Genomic DNA, 20,262 nt, shown 5'->3' with positions numbered 1-20,262 from the left:
TCTTGGGAGATTTTGCCATGCTGCCTCCTAAAGCTCGATGCCATCGCCGGGATCGAGCGACGCCTGGCGTGCGACCTGGCGCATGGTCTGGTTCATGCGCGAGAGGCGTGCGGCGTCCTCATCGGCGTCATCGCGGGGATCGATCTCAAATTCGTTTTCGATGGGTTGCTTAGGCTCGACGGGCTTTGCGCGGCTCAGTTCTGGCTGGTGCCGGCGCTCGGAGTCGGTCGTATCCTCATCCTCCGACCCGCTCCCGCCGCCAGTCGCGATCGACACGGTCGGCGTCGCTGGAAGGGGCAGCGTACTCCAGTCGTCCGGTCGGGCCGTTGTCGGCTTCACCAGGTTCGGTGGCGCTACGATGCGTTCCTGAAATCGGAGATCCTCATAGTATCGCGCCTTTTTCGCGCGGATCGGCGGGGTGCCGGCGACCATGACGATTTCGTCCGATGGCGGAAGTTGCATGATCTCGCCGGGCGTCATCAGTTGCCGGGCCGTTTCCGAACGCGACACCATCATGTGACCGAGCCAGGGCGACAGGCGATGACCGGCATAGTTCTTCATCGCGCGCAGCTCTGTCGCGGTGCCGAGGGCGTCTGAAACACGCTTGGCGGTCCGCTCGTCATTCGTCGCGAAGCTGACGCGCACATGGCAGTTATCGAGGATCGAGTTGTTCGGGCCGTAAGCCTTCTCGATCTGGTTCAGCGACTGGGCGATGAGGAAGGCTTTGAGACCGTAGCCCGCCATGAATGCCAAGGCACTCTCGAAGAAGTCGAGGCGGCCGAGCGCTGGAAACTCATCGAGCATCAGCAGCAACCGATGACGGTTGCCCTTCGCCTGCAGATCCTCGGTGAGCCGCCGACCGACCTGATTGAGGATCAGGCGGATCAGCGGCTTGGTCCGGTTGATATCGGACGGCGGCACCACGAGGTAGAGCGTCGTCGGATGCTTGCCGCCAACGATATCGACGATGCGCCAGTCGCAGCGGCGGGTGACCTCGGCGACGACGGGGTCACGATAGAGACCGAGGAACGACATCGCGGTGGACAGAACGCCCGACCGCTCGTTGTCCGATTTGTTGAGCAGCTCGCGCGCAGCACTGGCGATCACCGGATGCGGGCCGGCCTCGCCAAGGTGGGCTGTCTTCATCATGGCGGCCAGCGTCGACTCGATCGGCCGCTTCGGATCGGAGAGGAAGGCAGCGACGCCTGCCAGGGTCTTGTCGGCCTCGGCATAGAGCACGTGCAGGATCGCGCCGACGAGCAGCGCATGGCTCGTTTTCTCCCAGTGATTTCGCTTTTCAAGCGAGCCTTCCGGATCGACCAAGATGTCGGCGATGTTCTGCACGTCGCGGACCTCCCACTCGCCGCGACGCACCTCGAGCAGCGGATTGTAGGCGGCCGATTTCGTATTGGTCGGATCGAACAGCAGCACGCGACCATGCCGTGCGCGATAGCCGGCGGTGAGTGTCCAGTTCTCCCCCTTGATGTCATGGACGATAGCTGAGCCGGGCCAGGTGAGCAGCGACGGCACGACCAGGCCGACGCCCTTGCCGGAACGCGTGGGTGCAAAGCACAGCACATGCTCGGGGCCGTCATGGCGGAGATAGTCGCGCTCAAATTTTCCGAGGACGACGCCATCCGCGCCCAAGAGGCCGGCGGCGCTCACTTCGCGAGCATCGGCCCATCGGGCGGAACCGAACGTCTCGGCATTCTTGGCCTCACGCGCCCGCCAGAGGGACATGCCGATCGCGACGGCGATGGAGATGAAGCCGCCTGACGCCGCGATATAGGCGCCTTCGATGAAGATCGGCGGCGCATAGGCATCATAGAAGTACCACCACCAGAAGATGGCGGGCGGATAGTAAATCGGGCAGCCAGCCAGGTCGAACCACGGAACTCCGAGCTGCTGTTGGAAGCCGAGCCGATAGGCCGTCCACTGCGTCGCCGCCCAAGTCGTCATGAGCACGATCAGGAAGACGGTGAGAATCTGGCCCCAGAGGATTTTGGTCGCCGACATGGCGGGTACTCCTTTCATGGTTGGGCTACATGCCGAGGCCGCGGTTGCGGCCGAAGCTCCAGTCGACGCCGCCGGCGCCGCGCGACACGCCGGAGACGTGCTGACCGACCTGACGTTCGAGGGACGGCGACCAGGGCACGAGCTGGAAGCCGAGGCCGTCGTCGATCATGGCGAAGCGGCCCGATGCGAGCGCGAAGCGCTGGCGATAGGTGCCCGCCACGTATTCGCCTGTGGCGGCCTTGGTGAATTGGCGGCCGGTCTCGGCCGCGAGCTTCTCCCCAAGGGCCTCCACTTCGCGCTGTCGCAGTGTGTCGATCAGCCCGGGCGAGAAGCTGACGCCGCGCGGTTGCCGCTCGGCGAGACCCTCACCAATAAGATGTTCGGCTCGCCTCTCCATCGCCTCGCGCACCTCCGCGCCGAAGCCCCCGCCGCCGAGCGCGACAGGATCGCGGGCGATTGCCTGCCGGTCGAGCCAGGTCGCGCCGGTCGCGGTGACCTGCCGCTCGATGTCGAGGTCGGAGCGCACGGCGATCGCGACGCGTCGTTGGCCGCGCGCGTCGTCGAACTTGCGCAGCTCCACGATCGAGCCCGGCGCGCTGTCGCCGGCAGCGTCGAGGTCGGGCAGTTTGATGTGATGGGTGCGTCCGTCCGTGCCATCGACAACGGCGTAGGTCGTGCCCTTCAGCTCGTCGTCGAGACCGCGATCGACCAGCCGGCCGACGACAGGATCGTCAATGCTCTCGCCGGCCAGCACATAGCTGGCCGCACCGCGCTCGATGCCGCGCTCGGTCAGACCCCGGTGAATGCGCTTGATGATGTCGCCACGCTCGCCCAGCTCGCGCAGGGTCGCCTCGGCATTCTCGGATACGACCCATTGGCCAGGGCCGACCTGATCGGCGAGGCCGAGCGTCTCCAGCTTTCGCAGCCGACCGACTTTCATCGCGTGGAATTCGTCGGGCTGGCGATCGGAGTGCGGAGCCAGATCGACGACGCCGGTGCGATAGCTGTCCCGGGCGAGTTGGCGATCGAGATTGGTCCAGCGCTCGGCCTCGATCTGGCGTTCCAGATTGCGGCGTATCTCGTGATCGGTGCGCGGCCCCAGCTCTTGGGTGACGAGATCCTGTGCGCGGGCGCGCATGCCTTCCTTGATGTAGTCGCGAGAGATCACGAGGTCCTGGCCGTCATCGGTGCGCCCGCGCAGGATGATGTGGACGTGGGGATTATCCGTGTTCCAGTGATCGACGCAGACCCAGTCGAGGCGGGTAGCCAGGTCCTTCTCCATCTGCCCCATCAGGTCGCGGGCATAGGTTTTAAGGTCGGACATCTCCGTCGCGTCCTCGGGCGAGACGATGAACCGGAAGTGATGCCGGTCGTCCTGGGTCCGCTCCGCGAAGGCCTTGGGATCGGCGTCCTCGGTCTCCGGCCCGAACAGCCGGGCCTTCTCTCCATCCCGGGTGACGCCCTCGCGCCGCAGATAGCTGAGGTGGGCGGAGAGCGGCGCGGCCCGAGCGGTGTGCCGGACGACGCGTGTCTTGATCACTGTGTTGCGCGATCGGCTGGTGAGCAGACGATTGGCCTGCACCGTTGCGCGCTGGCCTCGACCGAACCGCGAGCGGTTGCCCGAGCTGATCTTACCGGAGCGCGAGACGCTGCCGCCGGCGCGCTGGGCGGCCGCCAGCGCCTGGGCGATGAAGGGCCGCGCCTGTTGTGCGCGGGTGGATCGGATGCGGCCCGGTCGGATGCGGAAATCGTCCTCGCCGCTCATCGCCGGAACCCCGCACATCGTGCAAACGCGCGGAAATCCTTGGCGTAATGGCGGATACGCAGGCTGCGCCGATCAGGCGCACCTCGCGCCAATGCGCTATAAGTCTCTGAAAAAACACGACCGCACCAAGCCGCACATCGCGCGCTTTTATCTCGCCATCGTTCGGTTGTGCTGCCTGCTCTTCCCGCCTCTGACGCCAATTCCACGCCAGAGCCCGACAATGCCGCAGGAAGGGCGAAGTCCCTCATCGCGGCCCCGCAGTATCGGTTCGCGCAACGAACAGGCCATCTGATCGCGGTGCCGGCAGGACCGGATCGCGCGCGGACTCCTGCGCAGAGGGTACGGCCGGATCGCCGTCCCGCTGCCGTTGAACTGCACCAGCGCTGCTATCGACCTGCATGATGAAGAGCGGCGCACGCGTCCAGGCGAGCGGATCGGCGGTCGCCACCGTGACGGGGGCAGCGATATCGCCGCCGCCGATGATTGGCGCGAGAGCGGCGACATAGGCGCGCGTTTCGGCCGGCAACGGACGCCCAATCGCGCGATAGTCCTCGTAGCGGCCGGGACCGGCGTTGTAGGCCGCCAGAAAGCCCGGCGAGCCGTAGCGGTCGTGCATCTGGCGCAGATACGCCGCGCCCGCCATGATGTTGTCGCGTGGATCGTAGGGATTGCTGCCGAGACCATATCGGGCGCGCAGCTCGGCCCAGGTCGCGGGCATGATCTGCATCAGCCCCATCGCGCCCTTGGGCGAGATCGCGCGCACATCACCGCGGCTTTCGACGCGCATGACGGCCCGAATCCACGCTTCCGGAACGCCGAACCGGCGCGCTGCGTCGGCGATATGACCGGCATAGGGATCGCTGGGCGATGCGCGCTCCACCGACGCGTCTTGTGCGGCGGCCGGGACGGTCGACGACAGGCCGGTAAACAGGCCGGAAAGGAGGAGGAAGGCTGTGTTCCGGACGGTAGGAAACCTTCCGACGACAGCGCGATGGCGGCGGGCCGACATCGCTCAGTCCCGCTCGCCGCGCTTGGGCGGGCGGTTCCAGTGCAGGCCCCACGCCGATTTGTCGTCGGCCGACTGAAACAGGTTAGCGCGGATCGGTTGCGGAAAGCATGGATCGTCGAGCTGCAGCGCGACGTACTCTCCGGCCTTCTCGCCGGTGCGCTTCCAACCCGCGCCGAGTTCGGCTCGGGTTTCGTTGTTCATACTGTCGAAGACGTGCACGCGGAAATCCGGCGCATTCTCGGCATCGGACGGCTCGGCCGGAATGATGATGATGTCCTGGTGCAGCAGGAGCGTCTCCAAGTGGCCAATGAAGCCACTATCGTCGCGGGTGAATTGACCGATCAGGGACATGATTTCCTCCTTGGGATTGCGGTGAGGTTGGGCATGGGCTCGCCGTCACCGCGTCGGCGCACGCCAGACGAAGCGGCCATCGCCGTCCTCGTCGGTGTAGAGAGGGATGGCCCGGCCGATCACGGCGGAGGCAGGCAGCGGTCCGAAGTAGCGGCCGTCGAGGCTGTCGCGGACCTGCCAGTTCATCAGGAACAGCTCGCCCTCGGCGACGACGCGGCAGCCCTGCCAGACGGGCAGCGGATTGCCGCGACGATCGCGATCGAGCGCGTCGCCCATCGGCACGGCGTCGATAGTGATGGCGAGGCCGGTCCTGCAAACGCGTTGGCCAGGAAGCGCCACGACGTGCTTGATCAGCGGTACGCCGCGCGGCAGATAACCGCCCTCGGCGAGAAAGCTCGCGAGCGGCTCGGGCGCTCGCACCGCGACTAGATCGGTGACGTCCGGGGACGGGTCTGGCGCGATGGCGTAGAGGCCGATCGGCGTGCTGGCCGACGCATTCCAGATCAGCTTCGGCGCGAAGGACACGAGCGACAGGATGCCGAGCAACGACACGGCGGCCATCGTGGTGATGGCGTAGCCGAGCCGGGTCATGCGCCGATCCTCCGCGCCAGGAGGAAGGCGCGATGGCGCTGCATCGTGTAGGCGCGCGGCGCCTCGCCGACGGCAAGGCGGTTGTGGACGTGCCGCCAGTGGTCGGGCGCGACGTCGACCGGATCGATGCTGGCCGCCTCGATCGCGTCGATGTGCTGGAGCATGCGTTCGACCTTCGGCCAGCCGTCGACGCGCAGCAGAATGTCGCCGCCGGGCGTCACGGTCGGGATCGTCTGGCAGGGTTCGTCGGGGCCGACGGCGCGCAGGACGTCGAGCCGGGAGAGCACGGTGCCGTGCTCGTTCGCAGCCCAGCGCACCAACGCGAAGACCGCGCCGGGAGGAAAGAAGAGGATGCGGCGGCGGCGGTCGAGCACCTGTTCGCTGACGTCGCGGCCGAAACGGATCCAGTGCTCGACTTGCTTCTCGATCCAGACGAGTTCGACCTGGGTGAGAACATCCGGCGGCGTAAGAAGTGCGCGGCCGACGCGCGCGGATGCGGCGGCAAGGCCGGTCATTGGGAGTCTCCTTGGGCTGGTGGGAATTCGCGCTCGAACAGCGCGCGCAGCATGTCGGCGACGGTCTGGCCGCGCTGGAAGGCGGCGATCTTGATCCGGCCGCGCATGTCGGCGGTGACGTCGATCGTGAGCCTGGCAGTGAAGTCGGCGGCGACCTTCGCGTGCGGCGACGGACGGTCTGGCGCCTTGACCCAGCTTTCCGGATCGGCCGGGCGGGCCGCGAAGCTGCGTTTCGGGGACCGCTCCCTCATGCCCCGATCCTCAAGATTTCGGCCGCGAGCGCGGTGATCTCGCGCGCACCCGGACAATCTTTGTCCTGTTCGGCGGCGATCCGGCCGGTCTGCACGACATCGGCGAAGACGATGCGCTGACCGATTGTCGTCGAGAGCAACGGCGGATCGTGATCCGCAAGCGTCTCGGCGGTTTCGCGCGCGAGCACGGTGCGAGCCGCGCAGCGGTTCAGCACGAAGCGGGCGGCAAGCTCTGGGCGGTAGATGCGCGCTTCGCTGAGCAGCGCGAGCATCTCGGCGGATGCCCAACCGTCGAGCGGTGACGGCTGCACCGGGATCAGCACGAGGTCGGCGGCGAGCAGCGCCGAGCGCATCAGACTGGCGACGCGTGGCGGGCCGTCGATGACGACATGGTCGGCGTCACGCGCCAGCTCCGGCGCTTCACGGTGGAGCGTATCGCGCGCCAGGCCGACGACACCGAACAGCCGCTGCAATCCCTCCCGGCTCCGTTGCTGCGACCAGTCCAGAGCCGAGCCCTGGGGATCGGCGTCGATCAGGGTGACGCGCTTGCCGCCGCGGGCCCATTCGCCGGCGAGATGTAGCGCCAGCGTCGTCTTGCCGACGCCGCCCTTCTGATTGAGGAGCGCGACGATCATGACGGTCTCCCCGCGATCGGGGACTGGTCCACACGGCGCGAAAAAGCCGGGTCCGTTAGAAAGATTCCGTAGGAATCTAGGTTAGATAAGTTACAGGGCTCGCAAGCTGCTGATTCAGCGCGAGGAATCGGCCATTTCGGTCCCCGATAGCACGAGCATCCGGTCCCCGATGGCACGATAGGGCCGGTCCCTGATAGCACGAGATGATTCACAGCTTATCCCCAGGGCGAGTTGTCGAGCGGCGACGGCGGCGCGGGATGCCGAGCGCGTCGGGATCGGTGGGTACGAAGGACAGGATTTCGGGACCGCCGACGCAGTGCTCGATGGTCAGGCGATAGCCCGGCAGCGGTTGGCGGCGGACGATGTCGCGCAGGTCGTAGGCGAAGTGCTTAAGCGGCGAGAGGCTGCCGGACTTGGCATGGAGGTGGGGGAAGTCGAAGCTCCAGCCGAACTCCTGTTTGCCGCCGTGCTTGCGTACCAGCCGGTAGAGCCAACGCTCCAGCCCGCCGGTGAGATCGAAGTATTTGCGGTCGATCGTCAGCACGAGCGCGTCGTCGAGCACGGCCCCGTAGAACCAGTCGGGGACGATCAGCTCGAGGCCGAGCGGCCGGCCGCGGTGATCGGCGCGCTCCCTCCATTCGTTGATCCAGGAGAAGCGGTGCATCCGCCGCTCGGTCGGCTGGCGGATCGAGGTCGCGACAGTGGTCGACTGCAGCCGGTCGAGCGCGGCCTTGAGGCGGTCGTAGTCGCGGAGCGACACGCCGCGGCCGATGAAGTTCAGAATCTCATAGGGGGTGGTCGCCATCAGGCGCGACGGACGCAAGCCGACATCGCGCGCTTCGACGATCTGCGAGGCTGCCCAGATGAGGACGTCGGCGTCCCAGATCGTGGCCATGCCATGTTCGGGCACGGCTTCGACGCGGATCTTCACCGACCCCGCCTTGAAGTCGATCGGCGCCAGGCGCTTCGACTTGGCGAGCGAGAAGAACGGGTAGGCCATGAGGTCCTGCGCATCGCGCGGCGCGAGATCGCCGGGCAGCGCCCGGAATAGATCGAGCTGCGCGCGCTCCTCGCGATGGTGGGGGTGGGACGACACGGCCGGTCGTCTCAGCGCGGGAAGCGGCCGCCGGCGGCGGGCGAGGCGATCTGGCGTTTGGCCGGCAGCACGGTGCCGCCGCGCGGATCGGAGGTCGAGGTGACGAGACCGCGATCCGCCCAGGCCTGGAGGTCATCGACCGAATAGACGACGCGGCCGCCAAGCTTGCGATAAGTCGGCCCGGTTCCGTAGGTGCGGTGCTTTTCGAGGGTGCGTTCGGACAGGCCGAGGAAGCGCGCCGCCTCCTGCGTGCGCAGGTAGCGTGGCGGTATATTGGCGGCTTTTTCGGCCATGATCGAACCTCCGTGGTCTCGCGGGAGGCCGCTGCGAATGAGCGGCGGGTTGCGAGCACGGTGGCGCGGAGACGGCGGCTTCGACGATGTCGAAGTAAGCGGCTAAAATCGACACCCGAGCGGTGTCAGCGATCTCGGCGTGGGCGGCGCAGCAAGGTGCGATAGCCGCCGCGAACGAGCTTCATGCCATCGCGGGCGAGGCGGATGGTAATTTCCCGGATGGGGTCGCCGACCCAGGACGCCGCGTCGATTTTGTGCTGAGGGAAGAGTTGCTCGGCGACGACGCGGTAGATGGCGCCGCTCTCGCGGGCATCGACGGCGCGCAGCATCTGGCGCGCGCGCTGACGTCTCTGGGGTGTCATGCGTGGATCGGGCGCCGTGCGCCTGCCGAACATCGCCTGCCAAAGACGTTCGACGGCGGTGAGCCGATCGGGCGTCAGTTCGTCGAGCAGTATGAACGCGCCGAGGGGACGGGCATCATCGACGTCGGCCAGGGCCACATCGTAGGGCTCGCCCTGCAGAGCGAGTCGCATCAGGCCAGCTTCATGCTCGACGACCGCGTGGGCTTGCAGATCGTCAACCCGGACGCTGAGATCTCCCGCCGGCTTCGGACCAGCGATGAGCGGAAGTGTCGCCGGATCGGTTTGCGGTATCCAGAAGATCGGCTGGATGAGCGCGGAGTTGCGAGGGTCGGCGACGAAATCGCAACCCCCATTGTTCGGCAAACTCCCGAGCGACGTCTTCGGTCAGTCGTCCGACGTCCAGCAACTCCTGATATGACTTTCTGTAATCGGGATTACGACGCAAGAATTCCCAGGCAAGATCGCCGGGAGTCAACTTTTCGATATAGTCGTAGGCGGTTTCAGACCGCCAACTTTCATCCTCGGACATCCTCCACCGCCTCTACGCAATGTTTTACAACGCGAGTTACGCAGGGGATACGATCCCCGGTTGAATGGAGCGGGGGAAGAACGAAGTGGCCGCAACGTGATGCGGTTTGCGCATCACCTCAGTGCAGGCGGCCCTGGAGCAGCTCACAGAAGCCGCTGGTGGTCATCCATTTCGCGCGGTCGAGATGGTTGGTGTAGATGCGTAGGACGCGCTCCGGTTCGATCTTGGCATCGAGGCCGAAGAGAACTTCGACGACTTCACGCCAGTCGGCGCCGGCGGCATCGGCGTCGAGCAGCCGGACGTAGAGCTTCAGATGCTCCTGATCATAGGCGGTCAACGCCGCCCCGGCCGGTGGCTGATCAAGAAAATCGTCTTTGGTCACAACATCCCCCGATCGCGAGATGTATCCAAAATGGAGGAGATTGTTAACCGTGATTGGACCGGAACGACGACGCAAGGCCCTGGCGCGGGAAGATGTGGCAACGCCGCGACGTGTCGAACGTCAGCTTTCCTGCTTTGCATCAACGAGCAGCACTCCCTTGCCCTGATCGGAGTTCAGGAAGACGATGCCTGCGCGTTCGAACGCCCTTCTCACCTCATCGCGCGTACTCTCAAAGACCTCGAGACCACTGAGGGATTCGAGGCGCTTGAGCGCGGTCAATGAGACCCGGGCCTTGTCAGCGAGCGTCTCCTGTGTCCAACCCAGCAACGCGCGTGCGGCCCGAAATTGTCGGGAGGTGATCATGCATGATCACCTCCCACACGGACCTACGCGCACGCCAAAACTACGACTATAATAGTCGCTCTTAGTGGGATTTTCTAGCCAGAAGTAGCTGTTCGGGCTCTGTGCGATCGATAAAGGCCGTAACTGATTCGGTCGCCTCGGTGCCGAAGGCCCCGGCCTGTCCGGCCGGGGCCTTGCGCGGGCCTCAGTCGCCGCGCCGCCCGTTGGGGCGGGACCAGATCAGCGAGAAGCTCTCGTCCTCGTCGTCGAAGAGGTTGGCGTAGATGGGGGCGTTGAAGCTCGGATCGTCCAGCTTGAGGCCAAGATAGTCGCGGCCTTCGTTGGAGCGCTTGGACCAGGCGGCGCCGATCTCCGCGCGGCCGACCAAAACCCGGTGGCTGGGGGCGTTCTCGCCAGTGGCACGCTGGTCGGGGACGATGCGCACGCCCTTGGCCTGGACGCTGAGGGTGACGATTTCGCCGGTGAACTCGTTCGAGCCGGTCTTCTTGAAGGTGCCGATGGTCGCCATTGTTAGTCTCCGTTTTCCGTTCCCGAGCCCGCACCATTGCGGCCTCGATGGCGATCGGTAGGCCGGAGGCGATCGACGGCGCACCCCGAAGGGGCCTGACAGCTAAGGAGGACTTTCTTGTCCCGCGAGGAATGGCGGCGCAGCCGGCAGGGGAAGAAAGTTTGACGCCGCTGTTGCGTCATAGGCGATCGAGGCGCAGCCGACCTTCGGCCAGATCAGGCCATTGAAGAGGCCGTTTGGAGCGGTTGAGGCACGGTCAGAACGGAGAAGATGGCGGCCGTCCCGCACTGGCAGACTGGTGTCGCATCAACGCTCGCGGGCTTCGTCTCCTCCCGGCAGGGCACCACTGCCGCATCCTGACCCTCCACCGCCATTTGTGAGATCGCCGCACCGGATCCTCGATGTGCCGCAGAGACATGGTCCTGCCACGGTAGCGCTCCAACGAAGGTCGCTTCCCGGGAGCTAGCGTCGATCCGCGCCCAACACTTCAATCCAGCGGCCTCAGGCGGCGAGGGCGGTCGCCGCCCATCGCAGGTCTAGCCTTCGCAACGACGATGACACAGGTCAGGTCCGCGCAAGGCTCCGGCCGGACGGGCCCGTGGCCGCTGCCATTCCCGTGATCCGCACGAAGGCGGTGATGCCGACTGCGACCGCGCCGATGACGGAGAAGATGGTCTGCCAGGTGTCGGAGGGCATGGTGTGTTTCACGATGCCGTGCGTCGCGTGGTAGCCAGCGAGCGCCGCAGGCGCGACGAAGGCGAGTGCGATCGCGAGGCGTATCCAGAGCGGACGGATGATGGCGAGCAGGAACTGCCCAAGCCCCAGCGTTAGTGCGGCGCCGACGAGGCCAACGATGATCGCGCCGAGCCAGCCGGCGCCGGTCTGATAGGCCCATGTCCCGGCGCTGACGCCTGCGAAGAACGGCAATGCAAACACAGCCAGGGTGAACAACAGCCAGCATAGGCCGCCGATCGCGGCGATGCTGGCGAGGATACCAATGAAAATCATGGTGGTGTTCTCCGTGAGAAAAGGTCTGACGGTTGCGCCTCCACCACCACCACGACGCGTTGCCAGTATAGCCGAAGAGGCGGCGGGACGGGAGCGGAAATCCCGAGGGATTTCCGCTTGCGGCGGCGACGCCTTGCCCGCGATCAGCGGGCGAAGGGATCGACCTCGTGAATGATGGCGGCGGCTTCGCCGTCATATTCGCCGGCGGGCATGACGCCCATGGTGCCGTCGCCAGCCTGGAAGATGACGATTGAAACCATGAGGGTGGTGGCGAGGCTGAAGGCGAATGCGTGAGCTTGCTTGAGGGACATCTGACCGGCTCCTGTCTTGGAGGCGGGAGGCCATCTCCCGCGCGACAGGCGCCCGATGTGTCCGGCCGATGGCCGCAATCACCGCGAAGGCGAAGCCGCAGCGGCGGCATGCTCGCATAGCCGACCCTTCACGGGTTGATGGCGTCAAGCCCTCGGCTGGACCAAGGATTAGCGCTATGGAAGCGGGAGATGGTTTTCCGCCATGACCTGGGCCACAAAAGAAACGCCCATTCAACGCTGCCCGTCAAAGCATCGTTACCGAGCTGTCGGTCACGACTCGGGTTGATGGCGTCAATCCTTTGCTTGGATCAAGGAATAGCGCATTCGCCACGCGGCATCTGTCGTTCATCAGATATCTGCGAGGTCTGATGCCGGTGGAAAGATCGTCGGAATTGCCCGATAATAGTGTGTCTATACCTAGAGTATTTCTCATGCTGACGGTAGTACGACCCCTAGCGAACTCTGAAGTCGTGGCGGATTGGGCTCGTTCAGCGGGCTTCAACGACATCGACCCCTCAAACTGGCATGTCACCATCGCGAAAACGTACAATGCGATTGATGTCATCACCCTGATCCCGGACGCATCGGTGCTGGTCGCTCCGGCGTCACCGCGTCGGCTTATCGCGCGCATGGGAGGGGTCATCGCCTTGATGTTCAGGTCCGTGACTATCGCCACACGCCACCGCGAGTTCAGGATCGCGGGTGCTGGCTGGGAACATCGCGTTTTTCGCCCGCATGTAACCATTGCCATCGACGACCGGCGAGAACTCGACGGCGTGGTGCCATTCTCTGGCGACCTCGTCTTCAGCCGCGAGATATGGTCGCCATGATTGAGACGGCGCTCACGCGCCGCCTCCCTTCGGGCGGAAATCGAACAGGGGGATGCCGAGCTTCTTCGCCTTGTCGGCGAGGTTGTCCTGAATGCCGGTGCCGGGGAAGACGATGACTCCGATCGGCAGGACGTCGAGCATCTGATCGTTGCGCTTGAACGGTGCGGCCTTGGCGTGCTTCGTCCAGTCGGGCGCGAAGCCGACCTGGGGCACCTTGCGGGTGTCGGCCCATTTGGCCGCGATCTTTTCGGCGCCCTTCGGCGACTTGCCGTGCAGCAGCACCATGTCGGGATGTTTGGCGTGAACCTGATCGAGCTTGGCCCAGATCAGGTGGTGATCGTTGAAGTCGAGCCCGCCCGTGAAGGCGATTTTCGGGCCGGCGGGTAGCAGCACCTGATTGTCGGCGCGCTTCTTGGCGGCAAGGAAGTCCCGGCTGTCGATCATCGCCGAGGTGAGATTGCGGTGGTTGACCATCGACCCGCTGCGGGGACGCCAGTTCGACCCGGTGTGGCGCTCATAGTGTTCGGCGGCCTGGTCGCGCATCAGCTCGAAGGCGTTGCGGCGTTCGATCATGGTTTGGCCCTCCGCCGTCAGGCGTTCCAGCTCGACGGCCTTTACTTCGCTGCCATCCTGTTCGCGCTGACCGCGACGCTGCGCCTGCTCATTGACGTCCAACTCGCGCTCGATCCGGTCGGTGGCTCGGTGGAAGACGTTGACCGTCGACCAGAGGAGATCGTCGAGGTCGGGCTCGAGGCGGGTGTCCTCCAGAGTGACGATCAGTGCGTCGAAGATATCGGCGATGGCGCCGGCGACATGGGCGCCCTCCGGAAGCGGTCGTGGATCGGGCTCATCCGTGAAGGGACGGTAGCCGTAAAGCTGGAGTTCGCTCAGGACATGGTCGGTGGGTGAAGAGGCGTGGTGCGGCTCAAAGTCGTCGTGCTCGCTCATCGGGATGCTCCGTCGGTTCGACCGCGACCCTCGCGGCCTTCATGGCGACGAAAGCCGGCGGGCGGTTCGGACCTGCACCCGCAGCGAAGCGGAGGGCCGGAGCACAGCGGAGGATGACGAAGGCGCGCTATTTTGCTTCGCGATGGAAAGCGGCCCTTGGCCGCGCCGGAAAATAGTCCGCCGCAGACATTGCGGGTCCGGGCCGTTTGCTGGCCGATCGCCCTCTCGAAGGCCGGGGCGCGGTTCTCTCCGACCTCAAGATCATCCGAGCGATGCCGACGACGGCGCACCCGCAGCCTGCATTCTTCTGTCGGCCTATGCCGCCAGCGCCATGAAGTGTGCGACGTCCTGTGGCGCGATCTGCACCCGGGTCGCTGCCCGGAGGCTGTCCAGGCCAGCTAGGCGAAGATCCTCGTTGAAGTCGCCCAGGTTTGGAGACACCACGACCGCCTCGATACCGGCCGCGTTCGCCCGTTCGATCAACGTCGCCATCGCACCGTCGCCAGCCGGATCGTTGTCGCGGGCGATGTAGAGCCGGCGCAGCGTGTCGGGGAACAGGATGGCCGAGAGATGTGCCGCCGAGAGCGCCGCCGCCATCGGCATGTTGGGCAGCGCCATCCTTAGCGACAGCATCGTCTCGATGCCTTCGCCCGCCGCCATCACCTCGCCCGCCACGCCGAAGCGAACGGCATGTCCCAGAAGGTCGCCCATCGCCCGTCTCGGCGTGTCGATCGGGGCTTTGTCCGAGCCGTCAGGGGCGAGCCATGTGCGATGCGCCCCGGTCTGACGTCCGCCCAAATCGGTGACCGATGCGATTATCGCCGGCCAAGTCTCGGTTGGGGAGTGCTCGTCAGGCCGGTAATAGCAGCGAGGATGGAAGCGAAGGCTTCCGGTGCCGTGCAAATCCGTAATGCCGCGTGTGCGGAGATACGTCTTTACGAGTGTGCCCGAAATCGGCTGCGCCATGGCGAACAGCCGTCGTGCTGCTTCCGGTGATCCTGATGGCGCCGGCGACTTACGCTCGCCACCAAGAGGACGGTCCGGTTCGGGATGCGGCATTGACAGGAAGGTGCGCGCCTCATCGGCGACGTCCTTGAAGTCGATCAGGCCGCAGCTCTCGCGGATGACGTCCAGCAGGTCGCCATGCTCTCCGGTGGCGGCGTCGGTCCATTTGCCGGCCGCGCCCTTGCCAGTTTCGCCGCCCTTCAGCCGCACGAACATCGAGCGGCCCGGCGTATTGCGCACATCGCCGACCAGCCAATAGCGGCCTTCCCGATGACCGGTGAAGAGATAATGGCGACAAACGGCCTCGGCCTGAGCAGCCAGCCGTCGCGCAAGATCTGTGGCAGGTTGCATCGCGGGACTCCGAGACGAAAAATGGGCCCGCCGTTGCCGGCGGGCCCTCGGGGGACGTGTTGCTCCTTCGGCTATTCTGCCGCGATCACATGCATGTCGATCTCGGCCGGCTCATCTTCGATCTGCGGCTCGGATTCCGCCATGGCCGTTTCGCCGCCGTCTTCCGCCGTGTCCTCGACCCCACGATCGTCGGACTGGTCAGTCTCGACGGCCGATGCGTCATCGACCGCGGTGACCGGGTGGCCGGGCGTGCGCAACGGCTCCGGCAACCAGCCGGACCCGGCGAGCAGTTCCTGCGCCTTCTCGGCCATGTCGCCCTTCTTCAGGTGCTCGATGCGATCACCGGCGCGCGTACCCTTCGCCTCGCGCACCGCCGCGAGGATGCGGGCCTTGGTGACACGGCCGAGATAGGTGTCGATCGTGGGCTCCCAACCGGCCGCCACCATGTCGAGATCGACCGCCTGGGCGAGCTGGTCGGCGTGGGCGAGCGCACGAGGCCGACGGTTGTAAGCCTCGTGGATCGCGTTGACCGACAGCGACACGCAATGGGCAAACAGAGCGTGGCGGCTGTCGCCGTCGAACGCCTGCAGCGCCTCCCACAGCTCGCCGGGCTCCTTGGGAAGCGCCGCCACCCACGCCTGATGGCGGCCGTCGACTGCCGCGGCCAGGCTGCTGTCATTCAGACCCGGCGCCTGCGCGCCGAAACTGACGCTCTTCAGGTCGAACTCCAGGCAGGTGTCCGAGCCATAGTGATAGAAGGCCCGAAGCGTGAGCGCATGGAGCGCGGCGAGGAAGGCGACATCGGGTCGCTCGCCGAGCGCGTGGCGCAGAGCCAGCGTGCGATGGGCGGTTAGTTCGGTCATCAAGCGGTCCGGGATCGGCTTCAGGCCGTCGTCTCCCTCGGGGTCCGCCGCCGTCTCGATGTCCACAGTGAGGTGATCGTCCTCATGCTCCATGTGCGCCGCGATGATGTTGACGCCGTCCTCGATCTCGGGATCGACTTCCGGCTCAATCGGCCGTTCGTCTTCTGGGCGGACATAGCCGCGCTCGATCCGCAGGTTGCCCGATCCGTCGATGCTGACGAAAGCACCGGCCCGCGCGATCTCCTCGGGATCGAAGACCATCGGGCGATCGTCGAGCGCGCTGATCGCGGTCTCGATCTCCCCGAGCCGTTCGTCCACCTCTTCGGGCAGTTCCTCGGCATCGGCATAGGTTTCCTCCAGTCCGTCCAACTCGGCCTGAAGGGCGTCGCGGGTGGCCTGTTCCTCCTCGGTGAGAGGGAGCTGCTCGCCACGGAGGTGGCGCAGGCCGTAGGTGTGGCCGTAGGGGAAGTCTGGCGCGACATCGATCCACTTCCAGCCTTCGGCGGAGATCGCCCCGGACTGCTCACGCAGCTTCTCGGCCACCAACATGTCGAGAAGGCCGACATCCTGCAGCCAGCCGCCGTCGTCACCCTGGAACAGGTCGTGCATGATGACGCCGCCGGCTTCGGTGTAAGCTTCCAGCCCGACGAACTGCGCACGTTTGTCGGCGGCGCGGACCGCGCCCTCGGTGAGCATCCGGCGGATGAGATGCGGCTCCTTGCCGTAGCCCTGTGCGAGGCGCTCGAAGACCTGCTCCTGCCGCTCATGATCGCCGTTGACCGTGAACGCCATCAGCTGATCGAGGGTAATACCGTCGGCGGCATAGACATCGAGGAGCTTGGGCGAGACCGACGCCAGACGCAGGCGCTGCTTCACGACCGCGACCGACACGAACTGGTTGGCGGCGATCTCTTCTTCGGACATGCCCTTCTCGCGGAAGGTCAGGAAGGCGCGGAACTGGTCCAGCGGATGCAGCGGCGCCCGTTGGATGTTTTCAGCGAGCGAGTCCTCCTCGGCCATGCCGCCCTCCCGGATGACACAGGGCACTGGCGCATTTTTGGCGAGGCGCTTCTGCTTCACCAGCAGTTCGAGTGCCCGATAGCGGCGTCCACCGGCAGGGATCTCGAACATGCCGGTCTCGTTGCCGTCCGCATCGCGCACCGGCCGAACCGTGATGCTCTGCAGCAGTGTTCGCCGGGCGATGTCCTCGGCCAGCTCTTCGATCGACACGCCGGCCTTGATCCGCCGGACGTTCGACTGGGAGATAACGAGCTGGTTGAAGGGGATGTCGCGCGATGACGACAGGGTGATTTTCTTCGCAGCAGTAGCCATTGGAATGCACTCCGCGACGGGCGGCCGAGAGCCTCTCTCTCGACCTCCAACCCGTCACGAAGCGAAGCGCCGCCCTCTTCCTCTAAAGGGGGCAGCGCCGCGGAACGGAATTGGGGACACGCGGAAGCGCAAAGCCGGAGACACGGAAAACCGCATCTCCGGCTTTGCGACTGTCAGGCGGCTCGCTCGAGCAGCTTCTTCGCCTTGGCCTCCATGTCGAGGCGGGTGTCCTGATGCGGCTTGTCGCGCGCGACGGCGGTGATGCCCTGAACGAAATCGAAGATGCTCTCCGGCGGACGGCCTTCCTCGGCCAACACCGTGTCGATGATCTTGCCGGCTTCGGCTTTGGAGAAGCCGCGACGGCGCAGGAAGTCGCTGCGATCCTCGTCGCTGCGCGCCACGATCCGCTCGCGCGCCGCCTTGATGCCGTTGACGAAAGGCAGCGGTGAGGAATTGGCGAAGTTCAGCAGCGCCGGCGCCGCCTCATGAGCGAAGCGGTTGGCGGCATACTTGGAATGGCGGATGGTGATCTCCTCGAAATCCTCCACGCCCCAGAGATTTCGATTCTGGCAAACCGCGCGCAGATAGAAGCTCGCCATGCCAAGCGTCTTGGCGCCGACCTCGGAGTTCCAGCAATAGAAGCCCCGGAAGTAGAGATCCGGCGAGCCGTCCGGGAGTCGGCCGGCCTCGATCGGATCAGATCGTCGACCAGGAAGAGGAAGACGTCGCGATCGGAGGCATAGAGCGTCGTGGTGTCCTTGGTGATGTCGACGCGCGGATTGTAGATGCCCGTCGACCAGTCGAGCACTCCGGGCACTTTCCAACGTGTATCACCCGTGCCGTTGCCGGCGATGCGTTGCACGGCCTCGACCAGTTCGTGATCGTAGATGCGGCCGTAGTCCGGGCCGGTGACGGCGCGCAGTTCGACACGGCCGTTATCGGTTTCCAGCGTCTTGATCTGCTCCGCCCGACTGGACGTCAGGCCATATTGCAGGTTGATCGCGGCGAGCGGCGCGGGAAGCTGGCGCAGATAGGCTGCCGGCGCGCCGACCAGGCTCGCGAGTTGGCCGAAGCTCCAATGGGTCGGGGCGATGGGCGTATCCGTGCCTGGCAGGATCAACGCCAGCCGTTCCGGGTCGCTACGGTTCGCCTCGACATGGATGAGCGCGCTTTCCACCATGCGGGTCCGGCTGCGATCGGCGCGATCACGGACGGACCGCGCTAGCTCGGACAGCGACAGATATCGCTCATCGGCCGGGCGCGAGAACCATTCCGACGAGACGCGGCCGATGCGCTCGCCGCGGCCGACATCCACTTTGTAGCCGCCGCTGGTATCGCGGCGGGCCTCGAGAACTGAAACCTGGGTCATGGGACCAATCTCCATGACGGGCGCCGGAGACCTCTTCTCCAGCCCTCAACCCGTCACGGCAAAGCCGGTCCGTCCTCTTCCTCTATTAGGGGCGTTGCGGGGCCTCCCGCAGAAGGGGTCGACCGAGACGCAAGACTCGGGCGCAGGGGAAGAAGCTATGGGGCCGGTGCTGAAGATTTGAGAGCATCGTCGCTTCTTCCACCTCACGGAGACGCCCCGATGAAGCCGGTAGATGATCTGAGCCGTTCCCTTGTGGCCTTTGACCAAGAGTCAGCAGTGGTCGCGGTGATCGAATTGAGTAACGCAAGCTGGCTGGTCGCCGGCACGCTGCCTGGGGTCGCGCGGCGACCTCTGAAGAAGCTGGACCCCGATCCGGCGGCGCTGGAGCAGCTACTGACGCGCTGGCGGGTCGAGGCGGAGACCGCCGGCCGGCCGATCAGCCGGATGATCGTCGCTTACGAGGCCGGCCGCGATGGCTTCTGGTTGGCGAGGTGGTTGCAGGCCCGTGGCTGCGAGACCCACGTCATCCATCCGACCAGCGTGGCAGTGTCGCGTGAGCATCGCCGCTCCAAGACCGACCGGCTAGACTCGGCCATGCTGATGCGTGTGTTTTTCGGCTGGCTGCGCGGCGAGCGCGGCCACTGCAGCATGGTCGCCATCCCCAGCCCCGAAGAGGAGGACGCCAAGCGGCCGAGCCGCGAGCGCGAGAGCCTGGTCGGTGAGCGGACCCGGATCATCAACAGCGTAAAGTCGGGCCTGCTTCGGCTCGGTGTGCGCGGCTTCAACCCGGCGCTGCGCCGGGCGGCCAAGCAGCTCGAGACACTAGTCACGCCGGAGGGTACAGCCCTGCCGCCCAACACCCTGGACGAAATCCGACGCGATCTGGCCCGCCTGAGCGTGGTGCGTGAGCAGATCGAGGCCATCGAACGCGACCGGCTAGCTCGCCTGCAGACGGCGCCGCACTCACGGTCCAATGCGATGGTCGTGCTGCTCGCTCGGGTTGTCGGCGTCGGCCTGGAAACCGCCGACATGCTGGTCCAGGAGGTCCTTTCGCGGCCGCTGCGGGATCGCCGGGCCGTAGCCCGCTACGCCGGCCTGACCGGCTCGCCCGATGAGAGCGGGTCCCGGCGACGAGAGAAGGGCTTGGCCAAGTCCGGCAACGCCCGTGTGCGCCGCGGCCTAATCCAGTTGGCCTGGCGTCTCCTGATGTTCCAGAAGGGCAGTGGCCTGGCCGCTTGGTACCGCTTCCGAACCGAAGCGGCGCCAACTGGGCGAAAGAAGATGATCGTCGCCCTGGCCCGCAAGCTGCTGATCGCGTTTTGGCGGCTGGTGACAACCGGCGCCGTACCCGACGGCCTGGTCCTGCGCGCGGCATGAGAGCGGCGCTGACCCGCAGGAACGACAGAGTTTGACGGCGATCGCAGGCGCGCACGTCGTCGATCAGATCCGAGGTGGCGGTGACACGAGGAACGCCGTGGCCAATACGCCGAGGGAAGAATGTGCCCGCCGCCTCGGAGACTCGCACTTGAAGCGAATGGCTGCTTCATGGTCCAGGCCCCAAGGGCCAACCGAATACAAG

Annotated in this window: 24 protein-coding genes; 2 read left to right on the top strand and 22 right to left on the bottom strand. The window is 65.7% G+C overall.

Going from position 1 to position 20,262, the window contains the following annotated elements:
* Positions 1–27: 27 nt before the first annotated feature.
* From BN1313_RS10715 to BN1313_RS16585, 17 genes are all read right to left on the bottom strand, one after another.
* Positions 28–2,016, bottom strand: a complete 1,989-nt coding sequence (locus BN1313_RS10715) for a conjugal transfer protein TraG (protein WP_091740194.1) — start codon at positions 2,014–2,016, stop codon at positions 28–30.
* Between the two features lie 25 nt (positions 2,017–2,041).
* Positions 2,042–3,781: a relaxase/mobilization nuclease domain-containing protein gene (locus tag BN1313_RS10710; RefSeq protein WP_091740192.1), complete on the bottom strand. Its 1,740-nt coding sequence runs from the start codon at positions 3,779–3,781 to the stop codon at positions 2,042–2,044.
* Between the two features lie 244 nt (positions 3,782–4,025).
* On the bottom strand, positions 4,026–4,790 hold the full coding sequence (locus BN1313_RS10705) for a lytic transglycosylase domain-containing protein (protein WP_091740189.1): 765 nt from the start codon (positions 4,788–4,790) through the stop codon (positions 4,026–4,028).
* 3 nt (positions 4,791–4,793) lie between these two features.
* On the bottom strand, positions 4,794–5,141 hold the full coding sequence (locus BN1313_RS10700) for a DUF736 domain-containing protein (RefSeq protein WP_091740186.1): 348 nt from the start codon (positions 5,139–5,141) through the stop codon (positions 4,794–4,796).
* A gap of 45 nt (positions 5,142–5,186) precedes the next feature.
* Positions 5,187–5,732: a S26 family signal peptidase gene (locus BN1313_RS10695; RefSeq protein WP_091740184.1), complete on the bottom strand. Its 546-nt coding sequence runs from the start codon at positions 5,730–5,732 to the stop codon at positions 5,187–5,189.
* Positions 5,729–6,247, bottom strand: a complete 519-nt coding sequence (locus BN1313_RS10690; RefSeq protein ID WP_091740181.1) for a DUF2840 domain-containing protein — start codon at positions 6,245–6,247, stop codon at positions 5,729–5,731. The genes BN1313_RS10695 and BN1313_RS10690 overlap by 4 nt, the downstream gene beginning before the upstream one ends.
* The gene (locus tag BN1313_RS10685; RefSeq protein WP_091740178.1) at positions 6,244–6,498 is read right to left on the bottom strand and encodes a hypothetical protein; all 255 of its coding nucleotides are present in this window, start codon (positions 6,496–6,498) and stop codon (positions 6,244–6,246) included. Before BN1313_RS10685 ends, BN1313_RS10690 begins: the two co-directional genes overlap by 4 nt.
* Positions 6,495–7,133 (bottom strand): ParA family partition ATPase, encoded by a 639-nt coding sequence (gene parA / locus BN1313_RS10680; protein ID WP_091740175.1) that lies wholly within the window; start codon positions 7,131–7,133, stop codon positions 6,495–6,497. The genes BN1313_RS10685 and parA overlap by 4 nt, the downstream gene beginning before the upstream one ends.
* A gap of 208 nt (positions 7,134–7,341) precedes the next feature.
* Positions 7,342–8,229 carry a replication initiator protein A gene (locus BN1313_RS10675; RefSeq protein ID WP_091740172.1) on the bottom strand — a complete coding sequence of 296 codons (888 nt, stop codon included), beginning with the start codon at positions 8,227–8,229 and terminating at the stop codon, positions 7,342–7,344.
* Positions 8,230–8,240: 11 nt separating this feature from the next.
* Complete coding sequence (locus BN1313_RS10670) at positions 8,241–8,522, bottom strand: helix-turn-helix transcriptional regulator (protein ID WP_091740169.1); 282 nt, start codon at positions 8,520–8,522, stop codon at positions 8,241–8,243.
* Positions 8,523–8,647: 125 nt separating this feature from the next.
* Entirely contained in the window at positions 8,648–9,055 is a 408-nt protein-coding gene (locus BN1313_RS10665) for a DUF2285 domain-containing protein (protein WP_176695971.1), read from the bottom strand.
* A gap of 43 nt (positions 9,056–9,098) precedes the next feature.
* Entirely contained in the window at positions 9,099–9,413 is a 315-nt protein-coding gene (locus BN1313_RS10660; protein WP_176695970.1) for a transcriptional regulator domain-containing protein, read from the bottom strand.
* A 118-nt stretch (positions 9,414–9,531) separates the two neighbouring features.
* The gene (locus BN1313_RS10655; protein WP_091740162.1) at positions 9,532–9,795 is read right to left on the bottom strand and encodes a DNA -binding domain-containing protein; all 264 of its coding nucleotides are present in this window, start codon (positions 9,793–9,795) and stop codon (positions 9,532–9,534) included.
* 120 nt (positions 9,796–9,915) lie between these two features.
* Positions 9,916–10,158, bottom strand: coding sequence for a helix-turn-helix domain-containing protein (locus BN1313_RS10650; RefSeq protein WP_091740159.1), 243 nt, complete (start codon positions 10,156–10,158; stop codon positions 9,916–9,918).
* Positions 10,159–10,342: 184 nt separating this feature from the next.
* Complete coding sequence (locus BN1313_RS10645; RefSeq protein WP_091740156.1) at positions 10,343–10,666, bottom strand: DUF736 domain-containing protein; 324 nt, start codon at positions 10,664–10,666, stop codon at positions 10,343–10,345.
* Between the two features lie 564 nt (positions 10,667–11,230).
* Positions 11,231–11,674: a hypothetical protein gene (locus BN1313_RS10640; protein ID WP_091740153.1), complete on the bottom strand. Its 444-nt coding sequence runs from the start codon at positions 11,672–11,674 to the stop codon at positions 11,231–11,233.
* Positions 11,675–11,817: 143 nt separating this feature from the next.
* Positions 11,818–11,985 (bottom strand): hypothetical protein, encoded by a 168-nt coding sequence (locus BN1313_RS16585; RefSeq protein WP_176695969.1) that lies wholly within the window; start codon positions 11,983–11,985, stop codon positions 11,818–11,820.
* A gap of 431 nt (positions 11,986–12,416) precedes the next feature.
* Between BN1313_RS16585 and BN1313_RS10635 the strand changes: the two genes are divergently transcribed.
* A complete protein-coding gene (locus BN1313_RS10635) occupies positions 12,417–12,815 on the top strand; it encodes a hypothetical protein (RefSeq protein WP_141653121.1) in 399 nt (132 codons plus the stop codon).
* Positions 12,816–12,827: 12 nt separating this feature from the next.
* Here the strand turns inward: BN1313_RS10635 and BN1313_RS10630 are convergent, their stop codons facing one another.
* From BN1313_RS10630 to BN1313_RS10615, 5 genes are all read right to left on the bottom strand, one after another.
* Positions 12,828–13,763 carry a DUF2493 domain-containing protein gene (locus BN1313_RS10630; protein WP_091740147.1) on the bottom strand — a complete coding sequence of 312 codons (936 nt, stop codon included), beginning with the start codon at positions 13,761–13,763 and terminating at the stop codon, positions 12,828–12,830.
* Positions 13,764–14,078: 315 nt separating this feature from the next.
* A complete protein-coding gene (locus BN1313_RS10625; protein WP_245620164.1) occupies positions 14,079–14,984 on the bottom strand; it encodes a DUF7146 domain-containing protein in 906 nt (301 codons plus the stop codon).
* A 206-nt stretch (positions 14,985–15,190) separates the two neighbouring features.
* Positions 15,191–17,314, bottom strand: a complete 2,124-nt coding sequence (locus BN1313_RS10620) for a ParB/RepB/Spo0J family partition protein (RefSeq protein WP_091740141.1) — start codon at positions 17,312–17,314, stop codon at positions 15,191–15,193.
* 173 nt (positions 17,315–17,487) lie between these two features.
* Positions 17,488–17,862: a hypothetical protein gene (locus BN1313_RS17110; RefSeq protein WP_245620162.1), complete on the bottom strand. Its 375-nt coding sequence runs from the start codon at positions 17,860–17,862 to the stop codon at positions 17,488–17,490.
* Positions 17,778–18,683, bottom strand: coding sequence for a hypothetical protein (locus tag BN1313_RS10615; RefSeq protein WP_245620161.1), 906 nt, complete (start codon positions 18,681–18,683; stop codon positions 17,778–17,780). Before BN1313_RS10615 ends, BN1313_RS17110 begins: the two co-directional genes overlap by 85 nt.
* A gap of 219 nt (positions 18,684–18,902) precedes the next feature.
* Here BN1313_RS10615 and BN1313_RS10610 point away from each other — a divergent pair, with 219 nt between their 5' ends.
* Positions 18,903–20,060: an IS110 family RNA-guided transposase gene (locus BN1313_RS10610; protein WP_091740138.1), complete on the top strand. Its 1,158-nt coding sequence runs from the start codon at positions 18,903–18,905 to the stop codon at positions 20,058–20,060.
* The last annotated feature ends 202 nt before the right edge of the window (positions 20,061–20,262 follow it).

Source organism: Phenylobacterium immobile (ATCC 35973), assembly GCF_001375595.1.
Lineage (GTDB): Bacteria > Pseudomonadota > Alphaproteobacteria > Caulobacterales > Caulobacteraceae > Phenylobacterium > Phenylobacterium immobile.
The sequence above is the reverse complement of the archived record's forward strand: the minus strand, read 5'-3'. Positions and strand labels throughout refer to the sequence as shown.

Coding starts and splice junctions, on each gene's coding strand:
- BN1313_RS10685 (WP_091740178.1), bottom strand. CDS start 6,498: ATGAGGGAGCGGTCCCCGAAACGCAGCTTCGCGGCCCGCCCGGCCGAT.
- BN1313_RS10620 (WP_091740141.1), bottom strand. CDS start 17,314: ATGGCTACTGCTGCGAAGAAAATCACCCTGTCGTCATCGCGCGACATC.
- BN1313_RS10695 (WP_091740184.1), bottom strand. CDS start 5,732: ATGACCCGGCTCGGCTACGCCATCACCACGATGGCCGCCGTGTCGTTG.
- BN1313_RS10690 (WP_091740181.1), bottom strand. CDS start 6,247: ATGACCGGCCTTGCCGCCGCATCCGCGCGCGTCGGCCGCGCACTTCTT.
- BN1313_RS10650 (WP_091740159.1), bottom strand. CDS start 10,158: ATGATCACCTCCCGACAATTTCGGGCCGCACGCGCGTTGCTGGGTTGG.
- BN1313_RS10625 (WP_245620164.1), bottom strand. CDS start 14,984: ATGTTCGTGCGGCTGAAGGGCGGCGAAACTGGCAAGGGCGCGGCCGGC.
- BN1313_RS10615 (WP_245620161.1), bottom strand. CDS start 18,683: ATGACCCAGGTTTCAGTTCTCGAGGCCCGCCGCGATACCAGCGGCGGC.
- parA (WP_091740175.1), bottom strand. CDS start 7,133: ATGATCGTCGCGCTCCTCAATCAGAAGGGCGGCGTCGGCAAGACGACG.
- BN1313_RS10705 (WP_091740189.1), bottom strand. CDS start 4,790: ATGTCGGCCCGCCGCCATCGCGCTGTCGTCGGAAGGTTTCCTACCGTC.
- BN1313_RS10715 (WP_091740194.1), bottom strand. CDS start 2,016: ATGTCGGCGACCAAAATCCTCTGGGGCCAGATTCTCACCGTCTTCCTG.
- BN1313_RS10660 (WP_176695970.1), bottom strand. CDS start 9,413: ATGTCCGAGGATGAAAGTTGGCGGTCTGAAACCGCCTACGACTATATC.
- BN1313_RS16585 (WP_176695969.1), bottom strand. CDS start 11,985: ATGTCCCTCAAGCAAGCTCACGCATTCGCCTTCAGCCTCGCCACCACC.
- BN1313_RS10665 (WP_176695971.1), bottom strand. CDS start 9,055: ATGCGACTCGCTCTGCAGGGCGAGCCCTACGATGTGGCCCTGGCCGAC.
- BN1313_RS10710 (WP_091740192.1), bottom strand. CDS start 3,781: ATGAGCGGCGAGGACGATTTCCGCATCCGACCGGGCCGCATCCGATCC.
- BN1313_RS10700 (WP_091740186.1), bottom strand. CDS start 5,141: ATGTCCCTGATCGGTCAATTCACCCGCGACGATAGTGGCTTCATTGGC.
- BN1313_RS10640 (WP_091740153.1), bottom strand. CDS start 11,674: ATGATTTTCATTGGTATCCTCGCCAGCATCGCCGCGATCGGCGGCCTA.
- BN1313_RS10610 (WP_091740138.1), top strand. CDS start 18,903: ATGAAGCCGGTAGATGATCTGAGCCGTTCCCTTGTGGCCTTTGACCAA.
- BN1313_RS10670 (WP_091740169.1), bottom strand. CDS start 8,522: ATGGCCGAAAAAGCCGCCAATATACCGCCACGCTACCTGCGCACGCAG.
- BN1313_RS10645 (WP_091740156.1), bottom strand. CDS start 10,666: ATGGCGACCATCGGCACCTTCAAGAAGACCGGCTCGAACGAGTTCACC.
- BN1313_RS10635 (WP_141653121.1), top strand. CDS start 12,417: ATGCTGACGGTAGTACGACCCCTAGCGAACTCTGAAGTCGTGGCGGAT.
- BN1313_RS10630 (WP_091740147.1), bottom strand. CDS start 13,763: ATGAGCGAGCACGACGACTTTGAGCCGCACCACGCCTCTTCACCCACC.